13 protein-coding genes are annotated in these 21,960 nt (G+C 66.4%); 6 read left to right on the forward strand and 7 right to left on the reverse strand.

What is annotated here, in order from left to right:
- The first annotated feature begins 265 nt into the window (after nt 1-265).
- The 3 genes from A5773_RS10040 to A5773_RS10050 all read left to right on the forward strand — a co-directional run bounded on the left by A5773_RS10040 (nt 266) and on the right by A5773_RS10050 (nt 11,372).
- The gene (locus A5773_RS10040; RefSeq protein WP_067790762.1) at nt 266-9,511 is read left to right on the forward strand and encodes a type I polyketide synthase; all 9,246 of its coding nucleotides are present in this window, start codon (nt 266-268) and stop codon (nt 9,509-9,511) included.
- A gap of 31 nt (nt 9,512-9,542) precedes the next feature.
- Nucleotides 9,543-9,935 (forward strand): holo-ACP synthase, encoded by a 393-nt coding sequence (locus A5773_RS10045; protein WP_067790764.1) that lies wholly within the window; start codon nt 9,543-9,545, stop codon nt 9,933-9,935.
- 111 nt (nt 9,936-10,046) lie between these two features.
- A complete protein-coding gene (locus A5773_RS10050; RefSeq protein ID WP_067790766.1) occupies nt 10,047-11,372 on the forward strand; it encodes a dipeptidase in 1,326 nt (441 codons plus the stop codon).
- A 418-nt stretch (nt 11,373-11,790) separates the two neighbouring features.
- On the opposite strand, the gene A5773_RS10055 is transcribed toward A5773_RS10050, so the two are convergent.
- The 5 genes from A5773_RS10055 to A5773_RS10075 all read right to left on the reverse strand — a co-directional run bounded on the left by A5773_RS10055 (nt 11,791) and on the right by A5773_RS10075 (nt 16,145).
- Nucleotides 11,791-12,261, reverse strand: coding sequence for a hypothetical protein (locus A5773_RS10055; RefSeq protein ID WP_066958605.1), 471 nt, complete (start codon nt 12,259-12,261; stop codon nt 11,791-11,793).
- A gap of 21 nt (nt 12,262-12,282) precedes the next feature.
- Complete coding sequence (locus tag A5773_RS10060) at nt 12,283-13,446, reverse strand: NDMA-dependent alcohol dehydrogenase (protein WP_067790769.1); 1,164 nt, start codon at nt 13,444-13,446, stop codon at nt 12,283-12,285.
- Nucleotides 13,447-13,456: 10 nt separating this feature from the next.
- Entirely contained in the window at nt 13,457-14,251 is a 795-nt protein-coding gene (locus A5773_RS10065) for an SDR family oxidoreductase (protein WP_066958602.1), read from the reverse strand.
- Nucleotides 14,252-14,368: 117 nt separating this feature from the next.
- Complete coding sequence (locus A5773_RS10070) at nt 14,369-15,001, reverse strand: TetR/AcrR family transcriptional regulator (RefSeq protein ID WP_066958600.1); 633 nt, start codon at nt 14,999-15,001, stop codon at nt 14,369-14,371.
- A 40-nt stretch (nt 15,002-15,041) separates the two neighbouring features.
- Nucleotides 15,042-16,145, reverse strand: coding sequence for a dihydrodipicolinate reductase (locus A5773_RS10075; RefSeq protein WP_066958598.1), 1,104 nt, complete (start codon nt 16,143-16,145; stop codon nt 15,042-15,044).
- Between the two features lie 99 nt (nt 16,146-16,244).
- Between A5773_RS10075 and A5773_RS10080 the strand changes: the two genes are divergently transcribed.
- The gene (locus A5773_RS10080; protein ID WP_066958596.1) at nt 16,245-17,399 is read left to right on the forward strand and encodes an ABC transporter substrate-binding protein; all 1,155 of its coding nucleotides are present in this window, start codon (nt 16,245-16,247) and stop codon (nt 17,397-17,399) included.
- Here A5773_RS10080 and A5773_RS10085 read toward each other — a convergent pair.
- Entirely contained in the window at nt 17,361-18,449 is a 1,089-nt protein-coding gene (locus A5773_RS10085) for a dihydrodipicolinate synthase (RefSeq protein WP_066958594.1), read from the reverse strand. The genes A5773_RS10080 and A5773_RS10085 overlap by 39 nt on opposite strands.
- Nucleotides 18,450-18,587: 138 nt before the next feature.
- On the opposite strand from A5773_RS10085, the gene A5773_RS10090 reads away from it, so the two are divergent.
- Both A5773_RS10090 and A5773_RS10095 read left to right on the forward strand, forming a co-directional pair.
- The gene (locus tag A5773_RS10090; protein WP_066958591.1) at nt 18,588-19,826 is read left to right on the forward strand and encodes a cytochrome P450; all 1,239 of its coding nucleotides are present in this window, start codon (nt 18,588-18,590) and stop codon (nt 19,824-19,826) included.
- Nucleotides 19,827-19,838: 12 nt separating this feature from the next.
- Nucleotides 19,839-20,885, forward strand: coding sequence for a dihydrodipicolinate reductase (locus A5773_RS10095; RefSeq protein ID WP_066958589.1), 1,047 nt, complete (start codon nt 19,839-19,841; stop codon nt 20,883-20,885).
- On the opposite strand, the gene A5773_RS10100 is transcribed toward A5773_RS10095, so the two are convergent.
- On the reverse strand, nt 20,882-21,916 hold the full coding sequence (locus tag A5773_RS10100) for a dihydrodipicolinate reductase (RefSeq protein ID WP_066958710.1): 1,035 nt from the start codon (nt 21,914-21,916) through the stop codon (nt 20,882-20,884). The two genes, A5773_RS10095 and A5773_RS10100, sit on opposite strands and share 4 nt — an antisense overlap.
- Nucleotides 21,917-21,960: the final 44 nt, after the last annotated feature.

The raw sequence follows: 21,960 nt of genomic DNA on the forward strand, positions 1-21,960 counted from the left end.
CGCGACACGGTTACCCATGCGTAGAACTCATCAGTAACCGATCACGACACAAAACGGGGGTCCGTCCTTATGACACTCTTAGTACAGCCGATGCAGTCCGCCGCGCCGCTCAACCCGGGGGGTCCGCCGACAACGCACCAGCCAGACAGATTTTCGGTCGCGATTCGATGCGGAATCGACGGACTCCGTGAGTTCCTGTCCCCGTCGGACCGGCTGAACGCACTGATACGTAAGACGTACATGACGCATTGAGGGAGATACAGACGTGACGATCCACGAGCACGACCGGATGTCCGCTGACCGCGATGGAAAAGGCCCCCACGCGGCAGCCGGTGACACCCACGCTCTGGTCGACCGACTGACGGCCGGCGAGCCGTACGCCGTTGCGTTCAGCGGCCAGGGCAGCGCCTGGCTGGAAACCCTCGAAGAACTCGTGTCGTCCGCCGGCATCGAATCCGACTTGGCAACGCTGGCCGGTGAGGTGGAACTGCTGCTCGAGCCGGTCGCCAAAGAGTTAGTGGTGGTACGGCCGATCGGTTTCGAGCCGCTCGCCTGGGTGCGCGCGCTGGCGGCCGAGGATCCCGTCCCGTCGGACAAGCACCTGACGTCCGCCGCGGTGTCCATCCCGGGCGTGCTGCTCACCCAGATCGCGGCCGTGCGCGCGCTGGCCCGCCAAGGCATGGACCTCAATGCCACCCCGCCGGTGGCCGTCGCCGGGCATTCGCAAGGGGTGCTCGCGGTCGAGGCGCTCAGGGCCGGGGGCGCCCGCGACGCAGAGCTGCTGGCAATGGCCCAGCTCATCGGCGCGGCCGGGACGCTGGTCGCCCGCAGGCGCGGCATCTCCGTGCTCGGCGACCGCCCGCCCATGGTGTCGGTGACCAACGCCGACCCCGAGCGCATCAGCCGGCTGCTCGACGAGTTCGCGCAAGACGTCCGCACCGTGCTGCCGCCGGTGCTGTCCATCCGCAACGGCCGGCGCTCGGTCGTCATCACCGGCACCCCCGAACAGCTGTCCCGGTTCGAGCTCTACTGCCAGCAGATCTCGGAGAAGGAGGAGGCCGCCCGCAAGAACAAGCTCCGCGGCGGGGACGTCTTCTCGCCGGTCTTCGATCCGGTGCAGGTGGAGGTCGGCTTCCACACGCCCCGGTTGGCCGACGGCATCGACATCGTCGGCGGCTGGGCCGAGAAGGTGGGGCTCGATGTCGCGCTGGCCCGTGAGCTGACCGAAGCGATCCTGGTGCGACGTGTCGACTGGGTCGAAGAGATCAGCCGCGTCCACGAGGCCGGTGCGCGCTGGATCCTCGACCTGGGACCCGGCGACATCCTGACCCGGCTGACCGCGCCGGTGATCCGCGGCCTGGGCGTCGGCATCGTGCCCGCCGCGACCCGCGGCGGGCAGCGCAACCTCTTCACCGTCGGGGCCGTCCCCGAGGTGGCGCGGGCGTGGTCGACCTACGCTCCGACCGTCGTTCGCCTTCCCGACGGCAGGGTCAAGCTCTCGACGAAGTTCACTCGGTTGACGGGACGCTCGCCGATACTGCTGGCGGGCATGACCCCGACCACCGTCGACGCCAAGATCGTCGCCGCCGCGGCCAACGCCGGGCACTGGGCCGAGCTGGCGGGCGGTGGGCAGGTCACCGAGGAAATCTTCGCCGGTCGCGTCGATGAGCTCGCCACGCTGCTCGAGCCCGGCCGCACGTATCAGTTCAACGCGCTGTTCCTCGACCCCTATCTGTGGAAGCTGCAGGTCGGCGGAAAGCGGTTGGTGCAGAAGGCGCGTCAGTCCGGCGCGGCCATCGACGGCCTGGTGATCAGTGCCGGCATCCCGGATCTCGAGGATGCCGTCGAGCTGATCGAGGAATTGAACGACGTCGGCATCAGTCACGTCGTGTTCAAGCCCGGCACGGTCGAACAGATCCGCTCGGTCATCCGCATCGCGACCGAGGTGCCCACCAAGCCGGTGATCATGCACATCGAGGGTGGCCGCGCCGGTGGTCACCATTCGTGGGAAGACCTCGACGACCTGCTGCTGGCAACGTATTCGGAGTTGCGGTCGCGCCCCAACATCACCGTCTGCGTGGGTGGCGGCATCGGCACGCCCGAGCGGGCGGCCGAGTACTTGTCCGGGCGGTGGGCGCAGGCCTACGGCTTCCCGCTGATGCCGATCGACGGCATCCTGGTCGGCACCGCGGCGATGGCGACCAAGGAGGCCACCACGTCGCCTTCGGTCAAGCGGATGCTGGTCGAGACGCAAGGCACCGAACAGTGGGTCGGCGCCGGAAAAGCCGTGGGCGGCATGGCTTCCAGCCGCAGCCAGCTGGGTGCCGACATCCACGAGATCGACAACAGCGCTTCGCGGTGCGGCCGGCTGCTCGACGAGGTCGCCGGTGACGGGGAGGCCGTCGCCGAGCGTCGCGACGAGATCATCGCGGCGATGGCCAACACCGCCAAGCCGTACTTCGGCGACGTCGCCGACATGACGTACTTGCAGTGGTTGCAGCGCTATGTCGAGCTGACCATCGGCGAGGGCAACTCCACCGCCGACACCGCCGCACCGGGCAGCCCATGGCTGGCCGACACCTGGCGCGACCGGTTCCAGCAAATGCTGCAGCGCGCCGAAGCCCGTCTGCACGCAAACGATTCCGGCCCGATCGAGACGCTGTTCGATGACCCCGCGCTACTGGAAAGCCCCCAGCAGGCCATCGCCACGCTGCTCGCGGAGTACCCCGACGCCGAGACCGTGCAGCTGCACCCGGCCGACGTCCCATTCTTCGTCACCCTGTGCAAGACGCTGGGTAAGCCGGTCAACTTCGTGCCGGTCATCGACAAGGACGTGCGGCGCTGGTGGCGCAGCGACTCGCTGTGGCAGGCGCACGATGCCCGCTACGACGCCGACCAGGTGTGCATCATCCCGGGCACCGCGGCCGTGGCCGGCATCACCCGCATGGACGAGCCCGTCGGTGAACTGCTGGACCGCTTCGAGCAGACCGCCATCGACGAGGTGTTGTCCTCCGGTGGTCAGGCGCGGGACGTCGCGTCGCGTCGGCTGGGTCGCCCCGACGTGACCGGGCCGCTCGCCGTCGTGCTCGACGCTCCCGACGTGCAGTGGGCCGGCCGCACCGCTATCAACCCGGTACACCGAATCGCCGACCCCGCCGACTGGCTCGTGCACGAAGGCTCTGAAGGCCCCGAGAGCCGTCGTGCTACGCACTCGTTCACGGGCGCGCGGCTTGAGGTCGACGGCGACCGAGTGGTGCTGAGTGTCCCGGTGTCGGGCATCTGGATCGACATCCCGTTCACGTTGCCCCGCAACACGATTGACGGTGGCACCCCGGTGGTGTCCACCGAAGACGCCGCGACCGCCATGCGCGCGGTGCTGGCGATCGCCGCCGGAGTCGACGGGCCGGAATTCCTGCCGGCCGTCGTCGACGGGACCGCCACGGTCTCGGTGGACTGGGACCCCGAGCGGGTCGCCGACCACACCGGAGTCACCGCCACCTTTGGGGAGCCGTTGGCCCCCGGTCTCACTACCGTGCCCGACGCGCTGGTCGGCCTGTGCTGGCCTGCGGTCTTCGCGGCGATCGGCTCGGCGGTAACCGACGCCGGCGTCCCCGTCGTGGAGGGCCTGCTGAGTCTGGTCCACCTCGACCACGCCGCCCACGTGGTTGGTGCACTGCCCAAGGTCGCGGCCGAATTGACCGTCACCGCAACGGCTTCGCCGGCCATCGACACGGACATGGGCCGCGTCGTCCGCGTCTCGGTGACGATCGCCGACCCCAACGGCGCGACGATCGCCACCCTCGATGAGCGGTTCGCGATCCTAGGGCGCACGGGTGCCGCCGAACTCACCGAGCCGGTGCGGGCCGGCGGCGCAGTGTCGGAGAACGCGACCGACACCCCGCGTCGCCGCCGCCGCGACGTCCGGCTGACCGCCCCGGTCGACATGCGGCCGTTCGCCGTGGTTTCCGGCGATCACAACCCGATCCACACCGACCGGGCCGCCGCCTTGCTGGCCGGTCTGGAATCGCCCATCGTGCACGGCATGTGGTTGTCGGCCGCCGCGCAGCACGCGGTGACCGCCACCGACGGCCAGGCGCGCCCCCCGGCCCGGCTGGTCGGCTGGACCGCGCGGTTCCTGGGCATGGTGCGCCCCGGCGATGAGGTCGACTTCCGCGTCGAGCGTGTCGGGATCGACCAGGGCGCAGAGGTTTTGGATGTCTCCGCCCGCATAGGGTCGGACCTGGTGATGTCGGCGACGGCCCGACTGGCCGCCCCGCACACGGTTTATGCCTTCCCCGGCCAGGGGATTCAGCACAAGGGCATGGGCATGGATGTGCGCGCCCGGTCCAAGGCCGCCCGCAAGGTGTGGGACAAAGCGGACAAGTTCACCCGCGACACGCTGGGCTTCTCGGTGCTGCACGTGGTGCGCGACAATCCGACCAGCATCATTGCCAGCGGCGTGCACTACAACCACCCCGAGGGGGTGCTGTACCTGACGCAGTTCACCCAGGTCGCGATGGCGACCGTTGCGGCGGCGCAGGTCGCCGAGATGCGTGAGCAGGGCGCGTTCGTCGAAGATGCCATTGCCTGCGGCCACTCCGTCGGGGAGTACACCGCGCTGGCCTGCGTCACGGGGATTTACGAGCTGGAAGCCTTGCTGGAGACGGTGTTCCACCGCGGCTCCAAGATGCACGACATCGTGCCGCGCGACGAGCTGGGCCGTTCCAACTACCGGCTGGCAGCGATCCGGCCGTCGCAGATCGACCTGCCGGACGACGAGGTGCCCGCGTTCGTCGCCGAAATCGCCGACCGCACCGGGGAATTCCTGGAGATCGTGAACTTCAACCTGCGCGGTTCGCAGTATGCGATCGCCGGCACGGTCCGCGGTCTGGAGGAGCTGGAAGCCGAGGTCGAGCGCCGTCGCGAGCTCACTGGAGGCAAGCGCTCGTTCATCCTGGTGCCCGGCATCGACGTGCCGTTCCACTCGCGGGTGTTGCGCGTCGGGGTGGCCGAATTCCGCCGCTCGCTGGAACGCGTCATGCCGCGGGACAAGAATCCCGACGTCATCATCGGGCGCTACATCCCCAACCTGGTGCCGCGTCCGTTCACCCTGGACCGTGATTTCATCCAGGAGATCCGTGACCTGGTGCCCGCCGAGCCGCTCGACGAGATCCTCGCCGACTACGACACCTGGCTCGCAGAGCGCCGAAACGACATGGCGCGCATCGTCTTGATCGAGCTGCTGGCATGGCAGTTCGCGAGCCCGGTGCGCTGGATCGAGACGCAGGACCTGCTGTTCACCGAAGAGGCCGCGGGCGGCCTGGGCGTGGAGCGGTTCGTCGAGATCGGCGTGAAGTCGGCGCCGACCGTCGCCGGACTGGCCACCAACACCCTCAAGCTGCCCGAATATGCCCACAGCACAGTCGAAGTGCTCAACGCCGAGCGCGACGCCGCGGTGCTGTTCGCCACTGACACCGACCCCGAGCCGGAGCCGGAGGCTGACGAGCCGGCCGCCGAGGCCGCCGAGGGGGCGGCCACCGTGGAGGCCGCACCGGCGGCGCCGGCACCCGCTGCCGCGTCTTCCGGCCCGCGCCCCGACGACATCGGGTTCGACGCCGCCGATGCCACCCTGGCGTTGATCGCGCTGTCGGCCAAGATGCGCATCGACCAGATCGAGGAGCTGGACTCCATCGAGTCCATCACCGACGGTGCCTCGTCTCGGCGCAACCAGCTGCTGGTGGACCTCGGTTCGGAGCTGAACCTGGGCGCCATCGACGGTGCCGCCGAGGCCGACCTGGCCGGGCTGCGGTCGCAGGTGACCAAGCTGGCGCGCACCTACAAGCCCTTCGGCCCAGTGCTTTCCGACGCGATCAACGATCAGCTGCGTACGGTGCTGGGGCCCTCGGGCAAGCGGCCCGGCGCCATCGCCGAGCGGGTCAAGAAGACGTGGGAGCTCGGCGACGGTTGGGCCAAGCACGTCACGGTCGAAGTGGCGCTGGGAACCCGCGAGGGCACCAGCGTGCGCGGCGGCGCGATGGGCCACCTGCACGAGGGTGCGCTGGCCGACGCCGCCTCGGTCGACAAGGTCATCGACGCCGCCGTCACATCTGTCGCCGCGCGCCGCGGCATCCCGGTGGCGCTGCCATCGTCGGGCGGCGGCGGAGGGGCGACCGTTGACGCGGCCGCGTTGAGCGAATTCACCGATCAGATCACCGGTCGCGACGGGGTGCTTGCTTCGGCGGCCCGCCTCATCCTGGGCCAGTTGGGCCACGACGACCCGATCAGCGCGGCGCCGGCGGCCACCGACGCCGAGCTCATCGACCTGGTCACCGCCGAACTCGGCGCGGACTGGCCACGTCTGGTGGCGCCGGCTTTCGACGCCAAGAAAGCCGTCGTGTTCGACGACCGGTGGGCCAGCGCGCGGGAGGACCTGGTCAAGCTCTGGCTGACCGACGAGGGTGACATCGACGCCCAGTGGAAGAGCCTGTCCGAAAGGTTCGAGGGCGCAGGCCACGTCGTCGCGACCCAGGCCACCTGGTGGCAGGGCAAATCGCTGGCCGCCGGTCGCCAGATTCACGCGTCGCTGTACGGCCGCATCGCCGCCGGCGCCGAGAACCCCGATCCCGGCCCCTACAGCAGCGAAGTCGCCGTCGTGACAGGCGCTTCGAAGGGCTCGATCGCGGCGTCGGTCGTGGCGCGACTGCTCGACGGCGGCGCCACCGTCATCGCCACCACGTCGAAGCTCGACGACGAGCGGCTGGCCTTCTACCGCGGGCTGTACCGTGACCACGCGCGGTACGGTGCGGCGCTGTGGGTGGTGGCCGCCAACATGGCGTCCTACTCGGACATCGACGCACTGGTCGAATGGATCGGTACGGAGCAGACCGAAAGCCTTGGGCCGCAATCCATTCACATCAAGGACGCGCAGACTCCCACGCTGCTGTTCCCGTTCGCGGCGCCGCGCGTCGCGGGCGACCTCTCGGAGGCCGGCTCGCGCTCCGAGATGGAGATGAAGGTCCTGCTCTGGGCGGTGCAGCGATTGATCGGCGGGCTGTCCAAGATCGGCGCCGAGCGCGACATCGCGTCACGGCTGCACGTGGTGCTGCCCGGGTCGCCCAACCGCGGAATGTTCGGCGGGGACGGCGCCTATGGCGAGGCCAAGTCGGCCCTGGACGCCCTGGTGAGCCGCTGGCACGCCGAGTCCTCCTGGGCCGCAAGGGTTAGCCTCGCGCACGCGTTGATCGGCTGGACCCGCGGCACCGGGTTGATGGGCCACAACGACGCCATCGTCGAGGCCGTCGAGGAGGCCGGTGTCACCACGTATTCCACCGAGCAGATGGCGACCATGCTGCTGGACCTCTGCGACGTCGAGTCGAAGGTCGCGGCGGCCGGCGCGCCGATCAAGGCGGATCTGACCGGCGGCCTCGCCGAGGCCAACCTCGACATGGCCGAACTGGCCGCCAAGGCGCGCGAGCAGGTCACGTCGGGTGAGCAGGCCACGGGCGACACGGCGGCCGAAGGCACCATCGCCGCGCTGCCGTCGCCGCCGCGCGGCTTCACCCCCGCGCCGCCCCCGGAATGGGACGACCTGGACGTCGACCCGGCCGACCTGGTGGTGATCGTCGGTGGCGCCGAGCTCGGCCCGTACGGTTCGTCGCGCACCCGCTTCGAGATGGAGGTGGACAACGAACTGTCGGCCGCCGGCGTCCTGGAACTGGCCTGGACCACCGGACTGATCCGCTGGGAGGACGACCCCCAACCTGGTTGGTACGACACGGAATCCGGCGACCTGGTGGACGAAGCCGAGCTGGTCGAGCGCTACCACGACACCGTGGTCGAGCGGGTGGGCATTCGCGAGTTCGTCGACGACGGCGCCATCGACCCCGACCACGCGTCGCCGTTGCTGGTGTCGGTGTTCCTGGACAAGGACTTCACCTTCGTCGTCTCGTCGGAGGCCGACGCTCGCGCGTTCGTCGAGTTCGATCCCGAGCACACGGTGGTGCGGCCGGTTCCCGATTCAAGCGACTGGCAGGTGACGCGCAAGGCTGGCACCGAGATTCGGGTGCCGCGCAAGACCAAGTTGTCGCGGGTCGTCGGCGCGCAGATCCCCAGCGGGTTCGATCCGACCGTGTACGGCATCAGCCAGGACATGGCCAGTTCCACCGACCGGGTGGCGCTGTGGAACATCGTCGCGACCGTGGACGCGTTCTTGTCTTCGGGATTCACCCCGACCGAGTTGATGCGGTGGGTGCACCCGGGCCTGGTGGCCAGCACGCAGGGCACCGGCATGGGCGGGATGACGTCGATGCAGACCATGTATCACGGCAACCTGCTCGGCCGGAACAAGCCGAACGACATCCTGCAGGAAGTGCTGCCGAATGTCGTTGCTGCGCACGTCATTCAGAGTTACGTCGGTAGCTACGGCGCGATGATCCACCCGGTCGGCGCGTGCGCGACCGCGGCGGTGTCGGTCGAGGAGGGCGTCGACAAGATCCGTCTCGGCAAGGCCGAGCTGGTGGTGGCCGGCGGATTCGACGACCTGACGCTGGAAGCGATCATCGGCTTCGGTGACATGGCGGCCACGGCCGACACTTCCATGATGCGGGGCCGGGGCATTCACGACTCGAAGTTCTCCCGGCCCAACGACCGGCGCCGGCTCGGCTTCGTCGAGGCGCAGGGCGGCGGCACCATCCTGCTCGCGCGCGGCGACCTGGCCCTGAAGATGGGTCTGCCGGTGCTGGCCGTGGTGGCCTACGCGCAGTCGTTCGCCGACGGCGTGCACACCTCGATCCCGGCACCGGGACTGGGCGCGCTGGGCGCCGGTCGCGGCGGCAGGGACTCGGCGCTGGCGCGCTCGCTGGCCAAGCTCGGCGTCGGGGCCGACGACATCGCGGTGATCTCTAAGCACGACACGTCCACGCTGGCCAACGATCCCAACGAGACCGAGCTGCACGAGCGGCTGGCGGACTCGTTGGGCCGCTCCGAGGGTGCCCCGCTGTTCGTGGTGTCGCAGAAGAGCCTCACGGGCCACGCCAAGGGCGGTGCCGCGGTGTTCCAGATGATGGGCCTGTGCCAGATGCTGCGCGACGGGGTGATCCCGCCCAACCGCAGCCTGGATTGTGTCGACGACGAACTGGCCGGGTCGGCGCACTTCGTCTGGGTGCGCGAGACGCTGCGGCTGGGCGAGAAGTTCCCGCTCAAGGCGGGGATGCTGACCAGCCTCGGGTTCGGCCACGTGTCCGGACTCGTGGCGCTGGTGCACCCGCAGGCGTTCATTGCCTCGCTGGACGCCGATCAGCGCGCCGACTACCAGCGGCGTGCCGAGGCGCGGCTGCTGGCCGGTCAGCGCCGGTTGGCCTCGGCCATCGCCGGCGGCGCGCCGATGTACGAGCGGCCGTCGGGTCGTCGCTTCGACCATGACGCGCCGGAGAAGCGCCAGGAGGCGGCGATGCTGCTGAACCCCGCGTCGCGGCTGGGTGAGGGCGAGGCCTACGAGGTCTCGGCCGGATGACGTCGTCGACCGTCCGTTAGCCTGGCGTCCCATGGGAATTGTCGGTGTGGGGATCGACGTCGTCTCCATCCGTGATTTCGCCGAGCAGGTCGACCAGCCGGGAACCGTCTTCTCCGAGACGTTCACGCCGGGTGAGCGCCGCGACGCGTCGGACAAGAGCTCTTCGGCGGCTAGGCACCTGGCGGCCCGCTGGGCGGCGAAAGAGGCGGTGATCAAGGCCTGGTCGGGATCCCGCTTCGCGCAACGGCCGGTGCTACCCGAGGACATCCACCGCGATATCGAGGTGGTCACCGACATGTGGGGGCGGCCCCGGGTGCGGCTGAGTGGTGACATCGCCAAGCATCTGGCCGACGTGACGATTCACGTGTCGCTGACGCACGAGGGGGACACCGCCGCCGCGGTGGCGATCCTGGAGACGACCTGAGCGTTGCCGAGCGTCACGCCCGCGTGACTGTCGACGTTCAGCGTCACGCCAGCGTGTCCTCCGAAAGCGGGGGTGCCTCCAGCTCGGCGCAAGCCGACTAGCCTCGAGATCATGAGTGATCTTGTTGAGCGCGTCCGGCAGGTGTTGCCGTCGGTGCGTCGCGACCTCGAGGACTTGGTGCGCATCGAATCGGTGTGGGCCGACCCCGGCCGGCGCGACGCGGTGCACCGCAGCGCGCAGGCAGTGGCGGATCTGTTGTCGCAGGCCGGTTTTGGGGATGTGAAGATCGTCAGCGAGGGCGGCGCGCCGGCCGTCATCGCGCGCCATCCCGCGCCTCCGGGCGCGCCGACCGTGCTGCTCTACGCCCACCACGACGTGCAGCCCGAAGGCGATGCCGGCCAGTGGGCGTCGCCACCGTTCGAGCCCACCGAACGCGGAGGACGGCTGTACGGGCGCGGTAGTGCCGACGACAAGGCCGGCATCGCAACGCATTTGGCGGCGTTCAAGGCGCACGGCGGCCGACCGCCAGTCGGTGTGACCGTCTTCGTCGAGGGTGAGGAGGAGTCCGGCTCGCCGTCACTCGGCCGGTTGCTCGCCGCCCATCGCGATGCGCTCGCCGCCGACGTGATCGTCATCGCCGACTCGGACAACTGGAGCACCGACGTTCCGGCGCTGACGGTTTCGCTGCGGGGCCTGGTCGACTGCGTGGTCGAGGTCGCCACGCTCGACCACGGGCTGCACTCCGGCCTCTGGGGCGGGGTGGTGCCCGACGCGTTGAGCGTGCTGGTGCGCCTGCTGGCGAGTCTGCACGACGACGACGGCAACGTGGCCGTCGCCGGCCTGCACGAAAGTGATGCTGCCGCTGTGGATTACCCGCCCGAGCGGGTCCGTGCCGAGTCCGGACTGCTGGATGGGGTGTCCGAGATCGGCTCGGGTTCGGCGCCTCAGCGGCTATGGGCCAAGCCCGCGATCACCGTGATCGGTATCGACACCACGCCCATCGACAAGGCGTCGAACACGCTGATTCCGCGGGCCCGGGCGAAGATCAGCATGCGGGTGGCGCCCGGCGGGGACGCCGACGCGCATCTGGACGCGTTGACGTCGCATCTGCAAAAACATGTTCCCTGGGGCGCGCGGGTCAGCATCACCCGCGGCGACGTGGGCGAGCCCTACGCCATCGAGGCCAGCGGCCCGGTGTACGACGCCGCGCGGGCGGCGTTCCGGCAGGCGTGGGGCACCGAGCCGATCGACATGGGCATGGGCGGCTCCATCCCGTTCATCGCCGAGTTCGCCGAAGCGTTCCCGCAGGCCAAAATCCTGGTCACCGGCGTGGAGGACCCCGGCACCCAAGCGCACAGCATCAATGAAAGCCTGCACCTGAGGGTGCTGGAACGCGCCGCCGTCGCCGAGGCGCTGCTACTGGCCAACCTGGGCTGACCGCAGCGGAAGTTTCACGGCCAGGGGAAGCCGGGCGCGGTGGGGGTACTTGGGCCGGATCAGCTTCTGCGAAGGGATACACCGGGCCTGACGGGCCGTTGTCAACGGTAACGGCGAACCGGTGGCACACGCTCAGTCAAATCCTGGCGGTATTGGCACCGTGTATCCCCATTTCTGGCTGGGGCAGTAATGCCAGTACGACGGGCCTGCCCCGGCGGGTGCGGACCACGTGAGATGGTTGCGTGAATCGGTCCGCCGCCCTGCACGCGAGATCAACACCTTCTTGCGCAACTCAGCTCTGTGCTATTTGAAGCTGCGCCAGGGGACACAATCAAGACGCTGACGCGTTCGGTCGCTAATTGCCGGCACGCGGCTGAGAAACTTGTTTTGAATTTGGAGCTGAGACGACTCGGCGCCATCATGGCGTAGGCAGCGAACTAGGCTTCGCTAAGCCTTGGCTGGTTTCGAGGTAGGGCACGCTCAAATCATTCACGGCGACAAAGTATTTGCTTCTCCATAGCTCGGCGTCGACAGGGTCGTCGATAAACACGGCCTGATCGCCGAACGTTTCGTGCGCCTCGAGTGCTACTGAGAGCTTTGCGAGCATGCTGGGTAGGCCTTTCGAGTACCAAAGCCTTCTCAGGGCGACTAGATCACTGAGGTTTTTGAGGTTATAAGTGAGGCTGACTACTTCATCATAGTTGTCGGCATGCTGGGCTTTGACAGCGGCGAGCGTTTGCTCTAATTGGACGAGTGACCGTTGTTGATCAAGCAACTCGCGTACGAGTGTCCAGACGACAACGGCCGGATCCATACGGAAGGGTCCTTGAGTCTCCATGTCAGGCATGCTCATCGCGTCGTTCCCCTTTTCGCGCGGTTTTCGCTTCATCGCACCACATGGCGCACGACGTCATTCGAAGGCGATGACGCCGCGGATGTTCTTGCCCGCCCGAAGGTCTTTCATGGCCTCATTGATGTCATCGAGCTTGTATTTCTGCGTGACCAGCTCGTCGAGCTTGATCAGGCCCGCCTCGTACATCGACAGTAGTTTCGGCATGGCTTCCCGCGGGTTCATCTCGCCGTAAAGCACACCCTTGAACGTCTTACATGAGCTGATCATGTCAGAAAGGACCATCGGCACCATTAGGTCGGTGATCTTCGGCATCGCGGTCAGCACGCATGTTCCGCCCTTGCGTAACAACATCATTCCCATCATCACCATGTCCGCGGGCACCACCCCCGGCGTGAGAACGACCCGGTCGGCCATCACGCCCCAGGTGATCTCTTTCACCAGTTCCAGCGCGGCGCCGGTGTCGACAGCAGTGTGGGTGGCGCCGAACGTCGGCGCAATCTCGCGTTTGAACTCGTTAGGGTCGACGGCGACGATGTGCTTAGCGCCGGCGACTTTCGCGCCTTGCACGGCGTTCATGCCGATTCCGCCGACACCCACTACGACGACCGTGTCACCCGGTTGGGTGCCCGCCGCGACTGAGCCTGACCCGAATCCGGTTGTCACACCGCAGGAGACCAGGGATGCGGCCTCGAGCGGAATCCAATCATGCACTTTCACCAGCGAGCGTTCGGATGCCACCACGTACTCCGAGAAGGTGCCGACCTGCATCATCGCCATGAGGTCCTCGCTCCCCAGATGGCGACGTCGAGTGCCATCGGTGGTCATCGCCTTGTCGTAGATATCGGCGCCCACGTCACACAGGTACGTGTAGCCGGTCGCGCACCATCGGCAGCTGCCGCAGGCGGGGAAAAACGAGATGGCCACGTGGTCACCGGGTTGCAAGGTGTTCACCCCGGGGCCGACCGCTTCCACAACACCGGAACCCTCGTGTCCGCCGAGCATGGGAAACCACTCGGGCACCGGGAGCCCCGACGCCCGCATCATCTCTTCCATCTCCTTGGTGGGCACGCTGTCGCCGGTGTAGAAGTGCTCGTCGGAGTGACATACGCCGGCGTACGCCATCTTGACCAGGACCTCGCCGGCATGTGGCGGATCGAGTTCGACCTCGGTGACTTCCCAGTCCATACCTACACCGCGCAACACGGCCGCTTTTGATTTCATCGCGGTTCCTTCAGATGTCCCATTGTCGGAGTTCGGCCACCGCGCCGGACGGCCGAGGCGCCAAGGTTAAATAGGGGATGAAACTGCTGTTACCGCAACGGAGTACGGAATGGACGACGTCGACAAGGTGTGGGGCCTCGACAAGGCCGCCCTGCATGTAGCCATGGTCCATCCAGTAGCGGATGGCAGCCTCCAGAGCCTGGGGGTCCCAGGCCTTGTTGAACTCGGTCTGTGAGTCACCCTCACCGCCGAAGCAGTCTCCGACCGCAAGTCGGGTGAAGCCGATGTTGGGATGTTCGATGCGCCATGCCTCGACGAGCTTGTCGAGGGCGGCTTTGGACACCGCATACGCGCCAAGCAGCGGCCACGGCGCGGAATAGGAGGCGCTCAGGGACGATAGGTACACCGCGGATCCGGCCGAGGCGGCCAGGTGCGGCGCAGCGGCAGCGGTGATGAGGGACGCACCGGTCACGTTGGTAGCGAACAGCTTCCCCCACTGCTCGGCGTTGACATCGGTGAGCGGTGCGAGCACGCCGACACCCGTGGTGTACACGAGCGCGTCCAAGCCGCCGAAAGTATCGACGACTTCGGTGATCGCCCGCCCGCACGCCGCACCATCGGTGACATCGACCGCGACCGCAACCGCGCCGTTGCCCGCCTCTTTGGCAGCGTTCTCCAGGCGGTCACGACGCCGGGCGAGGAATGCGACCCGGGTGCCCTTGTCGGCCAGGCCCATACCGATGCACCGGCCCAGGCCCGCAGATGCTCCAACCACGGCAACTCGCAGCGGTGGTGTCTCAGGCATCGGCTCTCCTAGCAGAAGTCGAGAGGAACATTATCAGTTCGGTAGAGGAATCATATTCAGTTATCGAGAACAATCATTTCCGCATGTAGCGCAAGCGTTCCGCCTTCCGGGCAGAAACTATCGTCGCAGTACTTTTCGAGGCTCGAGGGCGAAGCTGAGCAGGAGCCGGTCCAGAACCTTGGCCGCCCTAACCCGGGCCTTGGCTGGGCGGTCGGCGTGCGCTAGGAGGAGGGCCGCCTCCTCGACTGCCGCTACGAGTAGATGCGTCAGCTCTCCGACCGGGTGGTCGTCGATAATGCCCTCGGCGATCGCTTCGTCCACCAACTCGTTGATCAGGGCAATGCTGTTGCTCTCCTGGATGGAGCGCAGCGTCTGCCAACCCAGCACCACCGGTCCGTCGATGAGCATGACGCGCTGCACTTCGGGTTCGAGAGCGGATTCGAGGAATCCGCGCATCCCGACGGACAACTTTTCCCATGCGTCGGCGCCTTGCGGCGGTGAGGCGAGCGATCGCAGCGTCAGGTCGCGTTCGACCTCTTCGAAGACCGCGCGAAAGAGTTCGGCCTTGTCCTTGAAGTGGTGGTAAAAGGCACCGCGAGTGCCTACACCGGACCTCGTCACCAGGTCCGAAATACTTGTCTCGAAATATCCCTTCTCGACAAACAGCGCGCGACCGGCGTCGACTAACTCGCGCCGAGTCCGATCCCCCCGCGCCCGGCGCTCCCCGTCGGCGCCACCGCGCTTGGCCATTCCAGCATCGTAGCAACATTCATCTTGTATGTTGAACCGCTCAGCGCACGATGCCGATCACCGGCATCAGCCCGAGGTCGCTGTGGGACTTGAACCCCGGCGGTGCGTCACAGATGGCGGGAATGGTGTTCACCGGCTCCATCGCCGTCCACGCGTAGCCGACGTAGCCGGGTTTGGCAGTGTCACGAGCGTTCTGGTCACCGCGCAGAACTAATTCGGTGCCCGGGTCGCCCTCGATCACGATCCTGTAGTGGTAGTAGGGCTCCCAATCGGGTTTAGGTTCGATGGCGTCGTGTTCGATGAACGAGTACAGCTCGTGCAGCGTGATGAACGGCCTGCCGTCCACCCATGCCGTCCAGAGGTGATGCTGGGCGGCGACGGTTCCTTTCTCGATCACGCCCTTTAGACCGGGCATGTCCATATCCGCGGTGCCCTCGTACGGGATGTCGCGGGTTGCGATGCCCAGCTTGACGTCCGTAGTGAACTTCTCCACCGTTTTGCCCAGTCCTTCCACCACCATGGTCAGCGACTGTGCGAACAGCGACCAGGCGTCGGCGAAGAGATTGCCCTTGGCGAACTCGTCCGGCGTCTTCCCAAATCCCATCTCGTCCAGATACTTCAAAGTGTCTTTGTTGAAGTTGACCGCCTCGTAGATGTGGATGTGATCGGTCTTGCCGACGATCCGGGCCAAGGTGAGCACGAGCAGGTCCGCGGCGTAGCCGGGATGGATTCCGCCGCCGTGGAACGACGTCGCACCCTCGGCGCATGCGGCCTCGATCTTGTCGATGTCAGCCGCGTTGGCCTCGGTTCGGTGCCACCACGCGCCACCCGAGGCGACGACGCTCTTGCCGCCGCGCAGCAGTCGGCATATCTCGTCGAGGTCTGACCACAGCGGCGCGTAGAACACGCAGTCCGCGTCTAACGCCTCGAGCGCGTCCTTGTCGGTGGTGGCCAAAACGCCGATGGCTGGAACCCCGACGAGCTCGCCGGCGTCTTTGCCCACCTTCTCCGGGCGATTGCACAGCACCCCGACAACGTCGAAGACGGGGTTGTGCGCCATGTGGCGCAGCGCGAGCGTCCCGACATTGCCCATGCCCCACTGGATGACGCGGTACTTCCTGCCGGTGGCCGGTTCGACGGACATGGCGGCGACGTTACCAATACCCGGCAATCCGTATATGCGATTTCGTAAACGTGCATTTCCGTCGGCGGCCGGACAACCTTCGTATTGTATGTTGCCCTAATGGCAGACGTAGAGGCTCGCGCGTACGGATCGGTTGCGCCGTTGAAAGTGGGGTTGCTCAACGATTATCCGACCCAAGCCAGCACGGAGAACGACACTGTCGACACACTGCGGTTGGTCTTCGACGAGGCGGTCGCCGCGGGTCTGCTCGACCGGCCCGTAGAGCTGGTGGAACGTCATGTGATCGGTCTCCCCAACGGCACGTACCACGCCGTGGAGACCGCCTACGACGAGCTGGTCGCCGAGGGGTGTCTCGCGATCTACGGTCCGTATGTCTCCGACAACGCGGTGCCATTGGCGGCGCACGCCGAACGAGTGGCCAAGGTTCCCAACATCATCTTGTCGGGCTCCGAGGGAGCGCTCGGCGAGTGGACGTTTGCGCTCAACAACGGATCGATGCCCGAAGAGCCGGTGATGCTGGCCGCCGTGATGCTCGGGGACGGGCGATCGCGGATAGCCATCGCCTACGAAGCATCCCTGATCGGCAAGGAGTACCTGGCGTTCGCCGAAAAGGCTTATTCTGCTGCCGGATTGAAGGTCGTGACCACGGTCGCGATACCGCAGGTGGAAGCCGACAAATCCAAGGTCGTCAACGAGCTGCGGGGTGCCGAGCCAGACGCCCTGGTGCATGTCGGGTTCGGCCACGGGCTGTGGGGCTTCACCGACGCGCTGCGGGCGGTGGGATGGGATCCACCGCGGTACACCACCACCGCATTCGAGATGGCTCACATCAACGCCGAGTGGATGCGGCAGCTGTCGGGCTGGGTCGGGCTGGATAGCTACGACGAGCGCAATCTCGTTGGGCAGGCATTCCTGGATCGCTTCGAGGCCCGGTTTGGCCGCAGGCCGGCACATTCGATGCCCGGCCTGACGCACGACGTGGCGACGGTGATCGCGCGTGGGCTCGCTGCCGCGCGCCCGTTGACCGGGGGCGGTGCCAAAGAGGGCATCGAGCAGGTCAAGCTCGTCCCGTCGGCCAGTGGGGCGCCGGGGACTTTTCTGCGATTCGGCCGCTGCATCCGGCAAGGCTGGATGGGCACGGACTATTTGATCGCCCGCCGGGTGCTGCCGGACGGTTCGGCGCACGTGTTCCACGCTGCGCCAAGTGACCACATCTCACGCGCGGTCGGTCTGACTCTTACTGGTCCCCGCTAGCTGGATCGCACCGAACACCGGGGCGGTTACGACGCCCGCTGGGGCAGCCAGCACGTCGGGAATCGCGCGCACCGCCCCCATCGCGATCATGAGATGCCCCGGCTCGGCGTGCGTTCCGGTGGGCGGCTCGTCGTCCCATCCGACATCCAGCTGCAACTCAAAACTTGGCTTTCCCTTGATGACGGCCCGGATCAGCGGCGCCTTTTCGCCGGGAGTGAGGGGCTTTAGGCCCCACTGCGGGAGGTCGCGGGTGAGGACCCACTCCTCGTGGATGGCGAGCAGCGGCCGGTCAGACCAGTGACCGACCCACGAGAACCTTTGTCCGACAACAGTGCCCGCTTCGATAGTGCCGGCGCGGACCTCGAGGTCGTGGGGTAGTGTCGTGGCGTCGACCGACACGTCGACATGTGACAGCGTAATCCCAAGGACGTCGGCGGTCGCGTTGAGCGCCTGGCGATAGGCCAGGTCGAGCTTTTTGATGATCGGGGAATTGACGCTTACATCTTCGGGCGGTCTGCCCATACCCATGAGATCAACGAGCATCGGTTTGCTGTCGACCGCCGATACGTCGGTGGCCTCGAAGAGATCGATCCGGTCGATGGTCTTGGACAGCGCCGTCATCGTGGCGACCAGGCGTTCGAACATGAAGCCCGGATTCTCGCCCGCCGCATGGAAGCGGGACCCGCCCGCGCGACAGGCTGCGACAAAGGCGCGCTCGGTCTCCGCCCCGTAGGTGGGCAGGTGGTTGTACGAGGTGGTCGTGATGACATTGGTTCCCGAGGCGAGCAGCCGACAGATATCTTCGGCGTTGGTTTCGACGGCATGCGCCTTGCTGGCGGCGTGGATGACCACGTCGGCGCCCAGCGCGAAGATCTCCTCCTTATCCGAGGTGGCGAGGACTCCGGTGGTGGGTGGCAGCCCACACAAGGTTCCGGCGTCCTGCCCGGCCTTGGCGGGGTCGTACACCAGCACACCGGCCAACTGGTAATCAGGATTCTCAATCAGTTCCTGCAGCGCGGCACGGCCAACCGCGCCCGTAGCCCATTGCACGACTCGAGTTGCCAATCGAACGCTCCTGGTTGCTGTTTCGGTCCGTACGGTAACTGGCCCACTCAACCTACATCATGTAGGTTTTCAACCAGCAAGGTGTATGTTGTGCGAGCCGATGCACGAGTGAGGAGTCGTCACATGGCCGAGCCGGCGACTGTCGAGGAGCTTGAACAGAGCATTCGGGACGCACAGGACAGATTCAACGAAGGCATGGGTGCCGACGGCGACGCATCGCCATACCCGATGCTCAAGAAGCTGCGTGCACAGAGCCCGGTGCACGCCGGCTGGCCGGAGATGGGGATGGTCGGCAATTCGGGTGACGGCCCGCCGACCTTCACCGCCTACACGTTCGACACCGTCAAGGCCATCTTCACCGACAACATCACCTTCAGTACGCGCTGCTACGAAGATGTCGTCCGGCCACTCCAGGGGCCGACCATCCTGGAGATGCAGGAACCCGAACACGCGGTCTACCGCAAACTGCATGAGTTCGCCTTCGCCCGCTCTTCGATGAAGCGCTGGGACGCCGAACTCGTCGGTCCCTTGGTGGAGAGAACCATCGCGAAATTCAAGGACGCCAAGCGTGCCGACCTCGTCGATGCGGTGTTCATGCCGATCCCGGTGCGGGTGATCGCAGCACTGCTGGGACTTCCGGATGCCGATGTGCTGCAGTTCCACCGACTCGCCATCGACCTGCTGGGCTTCCGCGGGGACATGGAAGCCGCTTTGCGCGCATCGGCCGAGATGAAGGAGTACTTCGTCGGGATACTTGCCGACAAGCGAAAAGCCCCGAAGGACGACATGGTTTCGATCCTGGCCGGTGCCGAAGTCAATGGCGTGAAGATGTCCGACGAACAGATCTACGGTTTCATGCGCAACCTGCTGCCGGCCGGCGCGGAGACGACCTCGCGTTCGACGGCCAGTCTGGCCCTGGCGCTATTGACGCATCCCGACCAACTCGACGCCGTCCGCGACGATCGCAGCTTGCTGCATCAGGCCATCGAGGAAGGGATCCGCTGGGAAACCCCGCTGCTCAACTTCATGCGCGAGGTCACCTGCAATACCGAGATCGGCGGAGTGCAGCTTCCCAAGGGCGCAACCATGATGCTCAGTTTGGGAAGCGCGAATCACGACGAGACACGTTGGGAAGAACCAGAAAAGTTCGACATCTTTCGGGAGCGTAAGCCGCACATCGGCTTTGCTCACGGCGCACATGTGTGCCTTGGTATGCACTTGGCCCGGCTTGAGACCACCAAGATTTTCAACGCGCTCTTCGACGAACTCCCCGACCTGCGGCTTGATCCCGACGCACCCCCGCCGTACATCACCGGCACGATGTTCCGTTCCCCGCCCCGCCTCGACGTCGTGTGGGATTGAAAGGGGTATGCGATGCCACGGGTGATCCAGTGGGCCACTGGCGTTACCGGGATGATTTCGCTTCGTCACGTCATCGAGCGAGCGGATCTGGAACTGGTCGGGGTGCGCGTCTATGACCCCGCGAAGGCGGGAGTGGACGCCGGCACGCTGTGTGGTTGCCGCGAGGTCGGACTTCACACCACCGCCGATCGCGACGAGATCATCAACACCGACGCCGACGTGGTGCTCTACATGGGCAAGGTCGAGACGGACACGCCGGGCTGTTTTGCCGACGTCTGCGAGTTGCTCGCGTCGGGCAAGAACGTCGTGGCCACCGGGAGCCGTTTCATCCATCCCCGTTCGCTGCATGCCTCGTTGGCAGATGACATCGAGAACGCCTGTCGCACTGGACAATCCTCGTTCCTTGGGGTCGGCCTATACCCGGGATTCTTCGGCGAATCACTTGCGCCCGTCCTGTCGCGACTCACCGCGCGTACCAGGCGGATCAGCGTGCGTGAAGTCCTGAATTACTCGACCTACGCCAGCCATGATCTGATTTTCAATGCCATGGGTTTCGGACATACGACCGACGATACGACGCCGCTGCTGACCAACACCGATTACGCGGCGAGCGCCTGGATCGGCAGTGCCACCGTGCTCGCACAGTCGCTGGGGCTCAAGATCAGGTCCGTGCAGGGTTTCCGCGAGGTCCAGACCACGCCGCGGGCGTTGACCGTGGCCGCCGGCGAGATCCCTGCGGGCACGGTTGCCGCCATGCGCTTCGGCGTCGAGATCGATTGCGGTGCAACCACCGTGGCTGTCGAGCACCTCACCCGGATGGCCGATGACCTCGCGCCGGACTGGCCGACGGAGATCGGATACGAGCTGAGCTTTGATGGCGAGCCGAACCTGAAGTGCCACCTCGTGATCGGCTCGCACGATCAGGATCACGCCAAACAAGGCTGCTTGGCCACCGCCATGCATGCGATCAACGCGATACCGACGGTGATGGCGGCCGATCCGGGCCTCTACGACGTTTCCACGATCACCCCATTTGTCGCGCACTGGACCAACCGCTAGAGCGCCCCCGGACTTCGATTGCCGAAACCGGTGTAGCTGCGGACCAGCGGGAGATCGGCCATCGTCGCGAACCCTGCCGGCGCGGCGCACACGGCCGGAATGGCGTTGACGACCTGCATGGCGACGGTGATCAATCCAGCCCTGACGTGCTCCTCGATCGAAGCATCGCGCGAAAAGCTGGCCAAGGGAAAGAAGTGCGTCCGCATGGACGGATCGCCCTCGATGGTCAGCGTCCACCCGTCAAGGGGTTTGGGCCACTGTTTGGGGTACTCGCCGCCGACCGTCCACAGCGTCTCGAACTCGACCAGCGTCTCCCCGTTGCGATGGCCGTCGAAGTTCCACCGCTGTCCGGCGGTAGTACCGGCTTTGACAACGTGGTCGAAGATCTGCAAGTCCTTTGTCGCGGGGACGGCTTCAAGCGTGACTGAGACATCGTCGATGTCGCCGTTCAAGACGTCCGAGATGAACCACGTCTGCTCGACGAACAGTCTCGTCAGGAAGCTTAGGTACTCGTTGGCCGTCGGCGTGACCTCCTCGATTGGCCGACCGAACCACATCCCGTCGAAGGTGATCTCGGTGCTCTCCCACAGCGTCCAGTCGGCGCGCTCCTGCAGCGTGATCCGATCGATGGTGCGGCTCATCCCGGACAGCGCGAGCGGCAGCACCCCGGACAGGTTGCCGGGGTTCAGGCCGCTGCCGTGGATGGTGCTGCCTCCCTTGTCGCACGCGGCCTGCAGGCGCGCGCGGTCGGCTTCCGGGATCCGTCGCGGGTGGAACAGGAACGCCGGCGTTGCCACGTTCTTTCCGCTCGCCAAGAGAGCGCACACGTCGTCAACATCGGTGAACGACGGCGCGTACAACACCAAGTCGGCGTCGAGCGCGAGGATCTGCGCGACGTCGGTGGTTGCGGTGACGCCGATCGGCTCTCTGCCGACCAGCGTTCCGATGTCCACGCCGTTCTTCTCGTCGGAATACACCCGCGCGCCCACCAATTGGAGGTCTGGCCGGTGATCGATGATGGCCCTGACCATCTCGCTGCCCACGGCGCCGGTGGCCCACTGGATGACTCGTAGTG

This window comes from Mycobacterium sp. 852014-52450_SCH5900713 (assembly GCF_001667075.1).
Classification (GTDB): Bacteria; Actinomycetota; Actinomycetes; order Mycobacteriales; family Mycobacteriaceae; genus Mycobacterium.